Annotated in this window: 13 protein-coding genes; 5 read left to right on the forward strand and 8 right to left on the reverse strand. The window is 54.8% G+C overall.

Annotation, left to right across the window (positions count from 1 at the left end; all coding sequences use genetic code 11):
* Positions 1-118: 118 nt before the first annotated feature.
* On the reverse strand, positions 119-901 hold the full coding sequence (locus BLV85_RS03095) for a TSUP family transporter (RefSeq protein ID WP_090412032.1): 783 nt from the start codon (positions 899-901) through the stop codon (positions 119-121).
* A gap of 309 nt (positions 902-1,210) precedes the next feature.
* On the opposite strand from BLV85_RS03095, the gene BLV85_RS03100 reads away from it, so the two are divergent.
* Positions 1,211-1,471, forward strand: a complete 261-nt coding sequence (locus tag BLV85_RS03100) for a chromate transporter (protein WP_425433774.1) — start codon at positions 1,211-1,213, stop codon at positions 1,469-1,471.
* A gap of 129 nt (positions 1,472-1,600) precedes the next feature.
* On the opposite strand, the gene BLV85_RS03105 is transcribed toward BLV85_RS03100, so the two are convergent.
* Complete coding sequence (locus BLV85_RS03105) at positions 1,601-2,734, reverse strand: porin (protein WP_176973905.1); 1,134 nt, start codon at positions 2,732-2,734, stop codon at positions 1,601-1,603.
* A gap of 24 nt (positions 2,735-2,758) precedes the next feature.
* Positions 2,759-4,240 carry a SagB/ThcOx family dehydrogenase gene (locus tag BLV85_RS03110; RefSeq protein ID WP_245725069.1) on the reverse strand — a complete coding sequence of 494 codons (1,482 nt, stop codon included), beginning with the start codon at positions 4,238-4,240 and terminating at the stop codon, positions 2,759-2,761.
* A gap of 378 nt (positions 4,241-4,618) precedes the next feature.
* Between BLV85_RS03110 and BLV85_RS03115 the strand changes: the two genes are divergently transcribed.
* Positions 4,619-5,977: a cryptochrome/photolyase family protein gene (locus tag BLV85_RS03115; RefSeq protein ID WP_090412037.1), complete on the forward strand. Its 1,359-nt coding sequence runs from the start codon at positions 4,619-4,621 to the stop codon at positions 5,975-5,977.
* Positions 5,978-6,012: 35 nt separating this feature from the next.
* On the opposite strand, the gene BLV85_RS03120 is transcribed toward BLV85_RS03115, so the two are convergent.
* Together BLV85_RS03120 and BLV85_RS03125 are read right to left on the reverse strand one after the other, a co-directional pair.
* A complete protein-coding gene (locus BLV85_RS03120) occupies positions 6,013-7,734 on the reverse strand; it encodes an EAL domain-containing protein (RefSeq protein WP_090412039.1) in 1,722 nt (573 codons plus the stop codon).
* 101 nt (positions 7,735-7,835) lie between these two features.
* Entirely contained in the window at positions 7,836-8,555 is a 720-nt protein-coding gene (locus BLV85_RS03125) for an EI24 domain-containing protein (RefSeq protein ID WP_090412041.1), read from the reverse strand.
* Positions 8,556-8,926: 371 nt separating this feature from the next.
* Here BLV85_RS03125 and BLV85_RS03130 point away from each other — a divergent pair, with 371 nt between their 5' ends.
* The 3 genes from BLV85_RS03130 to BLV85_RS03140 all read left to right on the forward strand — a co-directional run bounded on the left by BLV85_RS03130 (position 8,927) and on the right by BLV85_RS03140 (position 10,453).
* A complete protein-coding gene (locus BLV85_RS03130) occupies positions 8,927-9,487 on the forward strand; it encodes a hypothetical protein (RefSeq protein ID WP_090412042.1) in 561 nt (186 codons plus the stop codon).
* Between the two features lie 14 nt (positions 9,488-9,501).
* A complete protein-coding gene (locus tag BLV85_RS14805) occupies positions 9,502-10,047 on the forward strand; it encodes a YMGG-like glycine zipper-containing protein (protein ID WP_143032281.1) in 546 nt (181 codons plus the stop codon).
* A gap of 169 nt (positions 10,048-10,216) precedes the next feature.
* Complete coding sequence (locus BLV85_RS03140) at positions 10,217-10,453, forward strand: thioredoxin family protein (RefSeq protein ID WP_090412046.1); 237 nt, start codon at positions 10,217-10,219, stop codon at positions 10,451-10,453.
* A 117-nt stretch (positions 10,454-10,570) separates the two neighbouring features.
* On the opposite strand, the gene BLV85_RS03145 is transcribed toward BLV85_RS03140, so the two are convergent.
* From BLV85_RS03145 to purN, 3 genes are read right to left on the reverse strand one after another with little or no spacing between them, the layout of a single operon-like run.
* Positions 10,571-11,857 carry an RsmB/NOP family class I SAM-dependent RNA methyltransferase gene (locus BLV85_RS03145; RefSeq protein ID WP_090412148.1) on the reverse strand — a complete coding sequence of 429 codons (1,287 nt, stop codon included), beginning with the start codon at positions 11,855-11,857 and terminating at the stop codon, positions 10,571-10,573.
* Positions 11,858-11,873: 16 nt separating this feature from the next.
* Positions 11,874-12,593, reverse strand: coding sequence for a DUF3108 domain-containing protein (locus BLV85_RS03150; protein ID WP_090412049.1), 720 nt, complete (start codon positions 12,591-12,593; stop codon positions 11,874-11,876).
* Positions 12,590-13,228, reverse strand: a complete 639-nt coding sequence (purN, locus tag BLV85_RS03155) for a phosphoribosylglycinamide formyltransferase (RefSeq protein ID WP_090412051.1) — start codon at positions 13,226-13,228, stop codon at positions 12,590-12,592. Before purN ends, BLV85_RS03150 begins: the two co-directional genes overlap by 4 nt.

The following is a 13,228-nucleotide window of genomic DNA, read 5'->3' on the forward strand; positions in this document are numbered from 1 at the left end:
ACGGAGAAGTTTGTTCAAAGCTTGGAAAAAATTGCGGGTAGAGTATTACAGTATCGTCCGATAGGGCGTCCTGGAAAGAAAAAAGGGTAGCGTCCCCTTTTGTTAGACTGATTGTTCATCAGACGATACCGAGCATCAATCCTGATCCGATCACAAACATAGCACCCGCCACCACCTGCCGCACGGTGTGCAGCGTAATCTTGTGCAGTATCCGCTTGCCAGCAAACGCCCCAATGAAAGCACAGAGCGAGCCGACGATCACAGGTGCGGCCAGTTCACGGGACACGGCAAAATGGCTGGCCATGAAGACCATGCTGTAGACAATCAAGCGAAAGATATCGACGATGACCGCTGACACAATACCGGTCGCCACAAAAGCTTCCTTGCACAGGCCTGCCTTGAGCAAGAAGGCCGAGCGCAAAGCGCCCTGGTTGCCCGACAAACCACCAAAAAAACCTGACAAAATACCGCCAAGCGGCAGCCAGCGCGGAGAAAATGCCAGCGCCTGGAAACGCGGCCAAAGCTCCAGCCAGGCGAACACGATGATCAGAGCGCCAATCACGGCTTTGGTCAGCGTGATCTCAAATGTCGCTTCATTCAGCGTATAGCTCATCAGAACCGGCAGCCGATCGATCACACCAAGCAGCCCCGCACCCGCCATGGCCGCCCCTGCGGCCGGGATACTGAAACGCGCCACCACCCGCCAGTCTGCCTGGCTGGCCATCAGGCCGAATTTGAAAAGATTGTTGGCAAAATGCACCACTGCAGTGGCCGCAATCGCCAGCGGAACCGGAAAAAACAACGCAAACACCGGCATCAGAATCGTCCCCAGTCCAAATCCGGAGAAAAACGTCATACCGGAAGTGAGCAATGCCGCGACACCTATCAAAACAAGTTCCACAGAGCCCCTCTTACAGATCACCGGAAACCGGCGTTTGATCGATAATGTGATCGTTTATACTACAAGCTTCTAAGCAGCTGTTTGGTAATTTCCGTTCCAGGCCCATCTCCTCAACGTGATAGCCATTGCGGCGATACCTTGCCACTGAAAAATGCCTGGATGGCCGCAAGGATGCACTTGTGCACCGATTTTTGTTATGCCAGGCGATTTACCGGCGGTGGCCAGAGTTTGACGGTGCGCAAGCGCACCCGACGGATCACGTCGATGTTATCAATCATAAAACCCACATAACAACAAATCGTTAGTTTCATGTTTCCCCGATTGCTCAACACACCTGAAAACTCGCATGCTTGCTACCGGTCCGGCTCGCTGGTATTTGGTGGCGGTCATGTCATCCTGCCATTGCTGCAGGCCGAAGTGATGCCCATGAGCTGGATCAACAATGCCTCGTTTCTGGCCGGCATCAATGCGGCGGTGGTCGGGGCCTGCTGCTGGCAGCGCTCTATCAGCCGGTATGGATCCACGCAATATACCAGCCGCAGGACTTCGGGCTGGCACTGGTCGCATTGATGGCACTCATGTTCTGGAAGCTGCCGCCGTGGCTGGTCGTGCTCGGGAGCAGCACGGCGGGGTGGCTGCTGGCTACCATGTCTTGAGGCAGCGAGACCAAGCTGCCTGCCGGGAGCACGCGGACACCACTCAAAACCTCACCGCGATCGAGCCGATCACTGCCATGCTGTCCCGGGCCATCGCTTCCCGCCTGGGCAGCACAGCATCATTGCTGCCCAGCCAGCGTGCTTCCATCCGGCATAGCATATGCCGGAATGCGGCGTAATCAATGTTCGCCGACAAACCGACGACGCTGAATCCCTGGCCGGTTTCTGGCGCAACAATGACACCGTCAGGGTCGGCATAATATTCTCCGCGCAGTGCAAGATGCCATTTGTCAGCGAACCGGTAGCGGGCAATCACCACCGGTGTAAACCAGACATCATAAGCCGAGCTGCCTTTCGCGGTCTGTTGCATGCCCATATCGAAACCGGCGAACAGGCTCAACCTGTCCGTTGCCTGAAAGGTGCCATACCAATTATTGAAAATACGCAGCCGCCGGTTTCTATCCGGATCATCCGTGCCTATGAAGGTGCTCCAGTTCAGGGAAAAGCGCGCATCCAAGGTATAGGTCACCTGCGTGCCGACACCTGGCAGCGAGTTACCGGTGGCCGGTCGGATTCTTTGCCAGCCGCTGACGACCAGGGCTGCGAACTGCCAGTTAGGGCTCGCATCCCAGCTCAGGCGTGCGCCTGCCAGGTAATAGGGTGAATTCTCGGCAGCAAGCGAGCGCGTCAGAGTGGGGTTGTCTGCCGAAATCGCGCTTTCAAACCCGATATGGGAGGGCATTACACCGACGTCCAGCCAGAGGCTGCTGCGCTGATTGAGAGCCACGCCCATATTGGCAGCATATACATGCCGCAATAATTTCGGTTCATGCGCCAGATTGCGCTGCGCATAGGTGCCCCCCATCACACCCAAGTTGGCGCGATACCGGTCCTGATCGAGATGCAACTGGAGCAGGGCCAGATTGGCATGAATCTTGTTATGACGGTGATGGTTGAACAGGAAATCGGGCCTTGTGTTGCTGGCAGGCTGGTTGAAGTCAAATCCGTAATACATGTCCAGAAATCCGCTCGCTTGCACTACAGTGCGCGCTTCCGGGTCAATAACATCCTGACCGATGGCATCTACCACCGGCAAGGCCAGCAGAAGACACCCCAGCAATTGCCGTCTCACCCACTTGACCCATCGGCCTGTCCGGCCATTCGTCTCTGGGAACATGTCAGCTACGGCCGCCCGCATTGATCAGCATGTTTGCCGGGCAGTAAGGTGGGCATAGGGGGGTCGGGTTCGCAGACGCGGGTCTTCGACCGGTCCACCCACTGTAAAGTGATAGAGTGATTGCCAGGCATGGCCCGATAGGCCCAGCAGCGAATGCAGGGCATCATCGAAGTAGCATCCGATCCCGGTCCCGTGCAAGCCGGCGGCTTCCGCCTCCAGGTATAGCGCCTGACCGATCAGGCCCGCTTCATGCAACAGCTCGCGGTAACGCCATGCCCCCTCGTGCAAGCTGGACTCGAATTCGGCCAGCATCCCGAGTGAAAAACAGCCGTCGGCAGCGATAGACTGATGACAGCTGATCACGCGCGCCGCCTGGCGCACATCACCGGCAAACAAGCGGTACAGGCCCAGGTGATCAGGCGCCCCCGCGACAGCTGCCCACTCGGCATCCGCGCGCAAGGCCTGGCGCAAGGTCGGCGCTGCCGAGGGTGCGCGCAATAGAAGGTAAATGCCTGGCGTCACCGCTTGAACGCGGTGAACAAACAAAACCAGATGTATGCGCGGCGGCCGCTGCCAGACCGTCCAGGGCGGAAGCCCCGGGCGTGGCAGCAATGCGTCGAGCAGCGCAAACCAGTGATCGGCGGGCAACGCGGTCATGCCATCAAAAGCGACCGCGCTGCGGCGCTGGCGAATGAGTGTGGCGGCTTGCTGCATACCGGTTATCGGTGCGAGAGGCGGCCATGGTGGCAACGGTGCGTGCAAGGAAGCAGTGACGGCTGGCCGTGCAGCCGCCATCTGCACGGCATCGATCCCCTCCCAATGGCGATGCTGCGGGCTCAGGCGATTGGCGTGACCGGTGAACCGCAACCCTTCCGCCAAGACAATTGCAGCTTGTGCCGTGCATAAGCTTGGATCCGGGTCGCGGCTGCCCACCCATAGCGCGACCTCGGGCGCCTCAGTCTCATATTCAGCGAAATCTTCCCGGCGCGAGACACCGCTCAATGCTGCCAATGCCGAATCGCTCCAGTTTTCCAAGACCTGCGCACGCCAACCCAATGTTGCGGCGGCATAGCTGACCGCTGCCAAGGCATGACCACAATCATGCTGACAATAACGATAGGCCCGCAAACCATATTTCCAGGCTTCACGCCAGTGAACGGCTGTCAGCAGCAGCACGAAGCCGCCAGCCATCGGCGCGCCCCAATCCGAACGGGCTGCGGCGCGCTGTTCCAGACAATGATCATGGCTGGCATAATGGTGCAAGCCACCCGCCAAACCGTTGCTTTCAGCAGTGAGCACATAGCATTCGGTGGGATGCAGGTTGCCACTGGAGGGATTGCAGCGCAATGCCCAGCGGGTATCGCCGCTTTCCTTCCACGCCGATAGACCGAAACTCAGTTCCAGCAATGTCCCCAGGCCAGCGAGATCCGTGGCGGCCGGTGCTGGCCGCTGGCCGCTGCGAAGGTCGGCAAATGCAGCCTGCAGGCTGGATGTTCGTAATGGCAAATTACAAATTTGCGTGCCTGGATATCGACGAAAAGGATCAGGCTGGTTGGCCAATCCAACCCGCCAGGGCCAGGAGCATAGCCTTCCAATCGATGCTTGCTGGCTTCGTGATATGCGAGCACGGCTGACAGTCCTGTCCCGCTCATCCTGGCCACCTGCAACCGGCTGACAGCGCTTGCTGAGTGATGGCAGTCAGGTTGGAATACGGTCTCTGCAGGGCAGACGGTACATGGAAATTATTCGCAGAATCGGCACCAATCGGCAGCAAGCTTGGAAATTTTTTCTGAATCACGTAAAACCTTATTTATTTTGCAGTAACGATAATGCAGCGACCGAATGCCCTTCAAGCATAGGCAGGACAGCTGACCACAAGACGACATGACTATTCAACCCAAAAACACGCAAGCTGTCATCTCCAGATCCGATAATTTACCACCAGTCACCATTTTCTGGTTCAGAAGGGATCTGCGCCTGGAAGACAATACCGGATTGGGCAAGGCGCTTGCCGCTGGGCATCCGGTTGTACCGATATTCATTTTTGATCCCAATATTCTGGACGGTTTGCCTCGGGATGACGCCAGGGTGACATTTATCTTCGATACCCTGCAAACACTGAAATCACAGCTACGGCAACCACATGGCAGCAATCTGGCGCTATATCACGGCCAGCCAGCGGCCGTGTTCGAGCAGCTCGTACACAGCTATTCCATTGCGGCTGTTTACGCCAACCATGACTATGAACCCTATGCCAGGCAGCGCGATGCGCAGATACGCACCTTGCTCGGCCGCCACAGGATTAAATTTCTCTCGTTCAAGGATCATGTCCTATTCGAAACCAGCGAAATTGTCAAACCGGACAACCAGCCCTATGTGGTCTATACCCCTTATATGCGGCGCTGGAAAACAGTCTGGCGTGAAAAGAAATCCTGTGCAGAAACGACCTCACCAAACTGGGGAAATCTACTCAAACATATTGACCTGCCCAGCTTGAGCCTGGCTGACATCGGTTTCAAACGTTCAGCCATCAGGGTGCCGGCCGCTCGCACCGGGCATGCATGGCTGCACGACTATCGTGACACCCGCGATTTTCCCGCATGCGAGGGCACTTCCCGGCTGGGCCCGCATCTGCGCTTTGGAACTGTCGGCATCCGCAAGATCTTTCATGAAAGCGAGCAGGCTGGCGCAGAAGCTTTTTGCAACGAGCTGATCTGGCGGGAATTCTTCAGCCAGATTTTATGGCATTTTCCACATACGCCTGAAAGCTGCTTCAAACCACGCTTTGAGCATATTGCCTGGCGCAATGATGAAAGCGAATTCAAGTACTGGTGCCAGGGCATGACCGGTTATCCGCTGGTGGATGCCGGCATGCGTCAACTCAATCAAACCGGCTTTATGCATAACCGGGTGCGCATGGTCACAGCCAGCTTTTTGTGCAAGCATCTGTTGATCGACTGGCGCTGGGGAGAAGCTTATTTCGCCGAAAAATTACTGGATTATGAGATGGCCAGCAATGTGGGCAACTGGCAATGGGTGGCTGGCTGTGGTGTCGATGCAGCACCCTATTTCAGGATTTTCAATCCGATGACACAGGCCGATAAATTCGACCGGGATAAACGCTATATTGGTGCCTGGATCAAGGACCTGAATGCACCGAGCTATCCACAGCCCATCGTCGAACATGCCTGGGCACGTAAACGGTGTCTGGATGCTTACCGGCGCGCACTGGGCGCATCTTGACTGGTACATTCCGGATTGCAAGAGAACCTGTGCGATTAAACTGTGCCGGTTTTGCGTTGCTCGATCAGCGCAAAAAGCTTGTCTGCCGTAACTGGATGGCTGAACAGATAGCCCTGGGCATGATGACAGCCGGCTTTATGCAAAAAATCCAGCTGTGCCTGGGTCTCGACTCCCCCGGCTTCGACTGTCAAATCCAGGCTTTTTGCCAACGCAATGATCGCCGTCACTATGGCCGAATTATCGGAATCGCTCCCCATATCCTTGGCAAACGAGCGGTCGATTTTAATGATATCGATCGGAAAGCGCCGCAGATAACTCAAGGATGAATAGCCCGTTCCAAAATCATCGACCGCAATTCTGACCCCCATTTGCTTGAGTTCATGCAGGGTTCTGATACTGGCTTCTGCATCCTGCATCAGTACGGATTCGGTGATTTCCAACTCCAGCCGGTTCGGGTTCAGTTCGGTGGTATGCAGCACGCCTGCAACATGATTGATCAATTGGGACTGGTCCAGCTCAATGGCGGATATGTTGACCGCGATAAAAATCGATTCATGGCCGATCTCCTGCCAGGCCTTTGCCTGCTTGCAGGCTTCATACAAGACCCACTTGCCGATTTCAATGATAAAACCGGTCTCATCGGCAATCGGAATGAATTTGTCCGGCATGAGCAGTCCGAATTCAGGGTGGTTCCAGCGGACCAATGCCTCGGCACCGATAATCTCGTGGCTGCCAAGATCGATCACTGGCTGGTAATGCAAGACCAGTTCCTTATTGTCGATCGCACGCCGCAACGACAATTCGAGATCCATTCTTTGCGATGAGGCTTCCCCGATCTCTTTGGCATAGAATTTATACGTGTTGCGCCAAGTTTCCTTTCTGAAGGACAGCGTATTCTCGGCATTGGCCAGCAACATCTCTATATTCTTACCATCATCGGGATACATACAAATTCCCATGTTCAGGGTGACATAGAGCTCAAGGTTGTTGATGGTAAAAGGGGTTGCGGTCAGCCGCAAAATCTGGTTGGCAAACAATTGCACTTGGTGAACATTGGTCAGGCCGGCATGGAAGAAAGCAAATTTGCTGCCATCGATACGCGTCAGGATACACTCCCTGTTGCTATAGATTGACAAACGATTCGCCAGCTGCTGGATCAGAATGTCGCCGACGCAAAAACCATATGTGCTGTTGATGCGTGGCAAGCGATCGACATCGATGAAATAAATAGCGGAGAATGTACCGTCTTCCCGCGCATCATCGGAGAGCAGGCTTGCAACCTTCTCGCAAAACAGGTTGCGCTTGGGCAGGCCAGTCAGCTCGTCGAAATACGTCATGCGGTAAATATAGCTATCGGCCTGCCGTTTTCTGCGCTTCAGATCCATGTATTCCAGTTCCCGGTCAATCACCATCTTGAGATGCATCGAATGCCCTTTCTGGACACAATCACTCGCGCCCTTGCGCAGCACGGAAAGCACGGTCTGTTCATCAGTCACCGACGTATAGACAATAAAAGGAATGAACTGGTTACTGGCCTTCAGCAGATCCAGTGCGCGCAGCGCATCGAACCCCGCCATCGAATACTCCGAAACAATCGCATCCCAGCTGGATTCGTTCAATGCCGATTGGAAACCGGCCAGGCTATCGACATGTTTGTATAGCAATTGTTTGCCGTTTCTGGCCAGATCCTCGCGCAGCCGATTCACATCCGCTTCGGAATGGTCGATGATCAAAAGTTTTAAATTACTATATGGCATTCTGTACTTTTTCCAAATGGTCGGTCTATGTGCTAACGGCGCGACGGGGCAAAACTTTACGCACGGAAATCATTGGAAAAGCATGTCAATGCCGGTGCCGGTCAGCCTGTTTGACGACGCAGTTGCGACAGGCGCGCCAGTTCGAAATGTATGAAGGCCAGGGCGGTCAGGGTTGGCGCGAAAAAGTTTATAAATGGTATGAATTGCAACAGTGCCGTCAGAAAACCAAGTCCCCAGCGGGCGGGACGGTCCGCTGCCAGCAACTGCTCCAATTCCGACTGGTCGGCATGTTCACTCAGTGCGTCATAGCAAAACAAGCGTTGATTCAGATACGCCGCCGCCAACAACGGTACCAGCAGGCCGATGCCGACGAACCACAAGGGAAGAGTGACGGCCCAAATCACGATAAAAACAATCAGCGCCGAAATCATATGGCGCAGACTGCCGGCAACGGTTCCACCCTGCATCCGGACCATTGTCGGGTAATAGCGCTTTGCCACAAAATTGACCAGATCCGACATAGCGAACATAGCGGTGATCACGAGGCTGGTAATCACGATCAAAATGATAAAGATGATCAAATTGAACATTGCTTCCACTCCTTCGGCGACCGCTTGCAGGCTCGAAGCCTCCAGCCAATCCTGCAATTCGCTGACTGGCAACACCGTCAACAACCAGCCGGACAAGGGTGTCCAGAAATACATGCCGATCACTCCCCAGAACAAGCCGGCCGCCAGCAACGGCCAGCCCCATAGCCATAACATACGGGGATTGAAAAGATTAATGGTCGCTCGTGAAAATGCATTCAAAAGTCCAGACATCCACAATTCCTTTAAATAGTTTAAAAATGATTCGTTCATGCGCGTGAAATCGCAAACAGAATCCGCCTACCTGCTACCAGGGCTTCAATCCACCCACTGCGACTTGCACACGGGCGCATAATTTTAACCCGGATCTCCTCGCAAATAACAGGCTGACAAGATTAACATATTGTAAAAAAAGATAATTCTCCCTGTTATGCTATGTTCACATCTGGTTCTTCACCCGCCTGAACCTTCATCTAGAATGGTGGCCTAAGTTTTCATTAAAAGGTAGCATGCAACTTAAGGGCTCGTTAATGAATAACTTGCGTATGCGCAAGTTATTCATTAACGAGCCCTAAGATAAGCTTGTCGTGAATAAGGAGCTGTATATGAAAAAGAACGGCTGGTTTTACCTGTCTTTGGCACTGATGACCATGCTATGGCAGGATGCTTCATGGGCGGGACACACTCACAACCATAGATACCAGCGCGCAAACCCGGGCTTTGCCCCTGGCCGCATAGCCGGAAGACCGAACCCCGCTTTTGGAACGGCCCGCCGGACCAGCGCCTTCGGCTATGGCGGACATTACAGCTACCATACGCCCAATACCCGATTTTTTGGCAGCATTACCTATGGGAGGCCAGCTCCCTTTTACCGGCCCTACTACAGGCCCATCCATCGGCCCTATTACAGGCCTTTTTATGACCCTTTCTACTGGCCGGCCTATCCCACTACAATCTACCCCCCTGTCTATCCCCCGATCGTCGTTGTACCAGCCACGCCACCGGTTTATATTCAACAGCCGAGCGTGATTCAGCAAGCACCCCCTGCACGGGTAACGTCAACGATCAATTATTGGTACTATTGTGAGAATCCGGCTGGATATTATCCGGAAGTGAAAAGTTGTCCTGGCGGATGGATACAAGTGCCGCCAAGACCGACGCAATAATTCAGGAGCATGTGATGCAAAATATTTCCCGATCTATCGTATTCCTGCCCGTGGCGCTGCTGGTGGCATGCGTGCATGTACCCTCCGGGCCGAGTGTGATGGTGCTGCCAGGTGCTGGCAAGAATTTCGATCAGTTCCGCAGCGATGATTTTCTGTGCCGTCAATTCGCCAGTCAGCAAATCGACGCGCAGACCCCTAGACAGGCCGCCATCTCCAGTGGCGTGGAAACCGCTGCAGTGGGTGCCGCGCTGGGTGCCGCGGCAGGCGCTGCGCTGGGCGGTGGACGGGGTGCTGCCATTGGGGCAGGCACCGGCTTTCTTGGAGGCGGGCTGGCTGGCAGTGGCGCCGCACAGTCTTCCGGCATGATCCGTCAGGAACGTTATGACATCGCCTATATACAATGCATGTATGCCAACGGTCACCGCGTACCCGTCTCCGCGCAGCTGAGCGAAGGACTTGGTGGGCACAGCAGTTACGACTACCCACCGCCACAGCAACCCTCTGGGCGATACATTCCTCCGCCACCGCCCGGAAGTCCGCCGGCCCCACCGCCTTATTGAGAACAAATATGGCATTTCATGTAGTATGTTGTAGAATGATTGATAACGAGAAAAACTGGCTGGGAATGTTTTGAGATTTGTTCAATCGCAATCAAGCGTTACCCGGCTCTCGTTATTCTTTACTCACATCTACATTTACATTTGCTTTTTGATAAAGGAGAAATATCATATGGCAGCTAAAGCCATTTTCTACCATGCAGGTTGTCCCGTTTGTGTCTCTGCCGAGCAAACTGTTGCCAATGCGATCGACCCCTCCAAATACGAGGTCGAAAGCGTGCATCTGGGCACAGATAAATCCCGCATCGCCGAAGCCGAAGCGGCTGGTGTGAAATCTGTTCCTGCGCTGGTCATAGATGGCGCCGCATTCCATATCAACTTTGGTGCCGGCATTGCGGACCTGAAATAACAGCAACATGGCCATAACGGGGCCGTTGGATAACCGTTAGGCTATAAAAAGGGGCGTATGCCCCTTTTTATATGGGTGCCGTGTTCGCTCGTCCTGAAGAGATACCCGCTACGGTTTTCAGGATGAAGTGTTGGTGGTGGTTTTCGAATATTCGAGGGCCGCAGCAAAGAATCCATCGGTATTATGCTGCAACGGGGAAAGTTGCAAGAATTCCCCGGTCTCTAATGCTGGCAAGTGTAGCTGCTGCTGCGCAAGCAGTTGCTGGCAATTCAGCAGCGAAAAATCGGGATGATCGGCCAGAAAATTTTTAACAACTGCCTGGTTTTCTTCCGGCAACAGACTACAAGTGGCATAGACCAGACGGCCACCAGGCTTGAGCAGCTTGGCTGCGGCAGTCAGAATGGCTCTCTGCTTCTGGATCAGCTCTTCGACACTCTCGGGGCTTTGGCGCCATTTCAAATCCGGGTTACGACGTAATGTGCCCAAGCCGCTGCATGGCGCATCAACCAATACCCGGTCAATTTTTCCTGCCAGGCGTTTGAGCTTGCTATCCCGCTCGCTATCGATCCGTTGTGGATGCACATTGGACAGCCCTGAGCGCTTGAGTCGCGGCTTGAAGTTGTTGAGCCGCTTCTCGGAAACGTCAAAAGCATACAAACGCCCGCGTGAATGCATCAAAGCGCCGAGCAGCAGGGCCTTGCCTCCCGCCCCGGCACAGAAATCGACCACCATCTCGCCACGTTTCGGAGCCAGCAGGAAACCCAGTATTTGGCTACCCTCATCCTGTACTTCAATTTTGCCGGAAAGAAACAACGGATGCCGGTTGATTGCCGGTTTGCCCGCCAAACGAATCCCCACCGGTGAAAAGGGTGTTGCATGCGCCTCGATGCCCTCCTGATTCAGCAGAGCTAGTACTTCATCGCGCTTGGCAAGCAATGTATTGACACGCAGGTCGAGTGGGGCGGGTTGCTGCAAGGCCTGACCAAGACGTACGATCGCATCGTCGCTCAGGAATGCCTGCAGCTTTTCGATCAACCATTCTGGAAATTCCGCTTGGATCGCAAGCGGCTGGGTCGCTGGTGACCTGGCCTTGATTTGCGGGATCCATTTAGCTTCAGCCTCCCGCACCAGGGGAATCAATTCCCGCAAGTTCATGCCCTGGTACCTGGCCAGATAAGCCAGCACCAGTTCACGAGCGGTTGCTTTCTCGGTGATGGCTTCCAGAAAGAGGCGATGGCGCAGGACACCGAATACGGTTTCAGCGATCATCGCCCGCTCATGCTGCCCCAGTTGCGGATGATCACGAAAAAACTGGCGAAGCAGGGTATCTGCCGGGGCTTGCAACGGCAGCACCTTGCGCATCGCCGCAATCAGGAAATCGAGATATTCGGGAGTCAGGCGCATGGCAAGAAGCGTTGGGTCATCGACCGTCATCCTCATCACGGTAATGGATATGGGTCACGATCTGATCCACTTCCAGCCCACCTTTCTCCGTCGATACAATACGCACTGGCAGCAGATGGTGATCGATCGCAAGCCAGATTTGCTTGCGGAATGGATCATCTGCCGCTTGCTGCTTGGTCAGGACGATGGTTGCAAGCGTTCCCATCGGTGTTTCGAGCATTTCCCGGCTGACGCGATAGCGTGCGCTCTGCAGGCGGCGGTGATCCGTTTCATGCAGCGTGACTTCCGCTTCTGGCAGGGGCGCAAACATAAAATGATAGGGCAGGCTGAGTTTATCCAGTGCACCAGCTGGCAAACTCGTTTCCATCTGCTTGCCCTTGCGCCGATAGACTATCCGCTGCCCGTCCCAGTCAAACTCGACTTCGCGCGCTGCCTTTTTGCCACGCTGGTCGGTAAAGCGCATCGGCTGCAGGCCGGCCTGGTTGATCTTGCCGTGGCTGGCACGAACGATACTGCCGGGTTTGATCAGGCGGAGAAAACCGCTGGCTGAAATCTCGCTCTGGATGGCATATTGGCGGTTGTTTTGTTCCTGCTGGATGATAATGGTTTCATGCGCCTTACCCTTGCCGATACTGCCATTGAGTGCAAAATCGATTTCAATCCGCGCCGGCAAATCGCCCGCCAGCGCCATACTGGCAGTCCAGCCTAACATTACGATAAGCAACAAATATCTCATGGTTCCAGACCCGGTGAATACAAAACTTGCTGTTCACGATTAACACCTATGATTTCTACATGACCGTCGACCAGGGTCAAACGTTCCTGCAAAAACCAGTGGACTGCCTGGGGATAAATGCGGTGTTCCTGCGCCAGCACCCGGGCTGCCAGCGTTTCAGGTGTATCCTGGCTCAGCACCGGTACTGCAGCCTGGATGATGACCGGGCCATGATCCAGCTCAGGCGTCACAAAATGGACCGTGCAGCCATGAATCCTGATGCCTTCCTGCAGCGCCCGCGCATGGGTGTTGAGGCCCGGAAAGGCGGGCAGCAGGGAAGGATGAATATTGATCAGCTTACCCTGGTAATGATAGACGAACTGATCACAAAGAATGCGCATGAAGCCAGCCAATGCGACCAGATCGGGCTTGCAGGCATCGATAACTTCCGCCAGCGCCGCATCGAAGGATTCCCGGCTGGCGTAGACCCGGTGATCCACGACATGCGTGGCTATGCCGCGGGCCTGGGCAAGCGCCAAGCCCTCAGCTGCCGGGTTGTTGCTGATAACCGTAATGGAAGCCGCTGGCAGGTTGGCTTCCAGCAGCGCTTGCATGTTGCTGCCACGGCCGGAGATCAGGATGACCAATGATTTCAT

The sequence above is a fragment of the Nitrosomonas halophila genome (assembly GCF_900107165.1).
Taxonomy (GTDB): Bacteria; Pseudomonadota; Gammaproteobacteria; order Burkholderiales; family Nitrosomonadaceae; genus Nitrosomonas; species Nitrosomonas halophila.

Excerpts from the sequence above, each read along its gene's own strand:
- BLV85_RS03150 (WP_090412049.1), bottom strand. The coding sequence starts at position 12,593 with ATGAGATATTTGTTGCTTATCGTAATGTTAGGCTGGACTGCCAGTATG.
- purN (WP_090412051.1), bottom strand. The coding sequence starts at position 13,228 with ATGAAATCATTGGTCATCCTGATCTCCGGCCGTGGCAGCAACATGCAA.
- BLV85_RS03100 (WP_425433774.1), top strand. The coding sequence starts at position 1,211 with ATGTTTCCCCGATTGCTCAACACACCTGAAAACTCGCATGCTTGCTAC.
- BLV85_RS03120 (WP_090412039.1), bottom strand. The coding sequence starts at position 7,734 with ATGCCATATAGTAATTTAAAACTTTTGATCATCGACCATTCCGAAGCG.
- BLV85_RS03140 (WP_090412046.1), top strand. The coding sequence starts at position 10,217 with ATGGCAGCTAAAGCCATTTTCTACCATGCAGGTTGTCCCGTTTGTGTC.
- BLV85_RS03145 (WP_090412148.1), bottom strand. The coding sequence starts at position 11,857 with ATGCGCCTGACTCCCGAATATCTCGATTTCCTGATTGCGGCGATGCGC.
- BLV85_RS14805 (WP_143032281.1), top strand. The coding sequence starts at position 9,502 with ATGCAAAATATTTCCCGATCTATCGTATTCCTGCCCGTGGCGCTGCTG.
- BLV85_RS03115 (WP_090412037.1), top strand. The coding sequence starts at position 4,619 with ATGACTATTCAACCCAAAAACACGCAAGCTGTCATCTCCAGATCCGAT.
- BLV85_RS03105 (WP_176973905.1), bottom strand. The coding sequence starts at position 2,734 with ATGTTCCCAGAGACGAATGGCCGGACAGGCCGATGGGTCAAGTGGGTG.
- BLV85_RS03130 (WP_090412042.1), top strand. The coding sequence starts at position 8,927 with ATGAAAAAGAACGGCTGGTTTTACCTGTCTTTGGCACTGATGACCATG.
- BLV85_RS03125 (WP_090412041.1), bottom strand. The coding sequence starts at position 8,555 with ATGTCTGGACTTTTGAATGCATTTTCACGAGCGACCATTAATCTTTTC.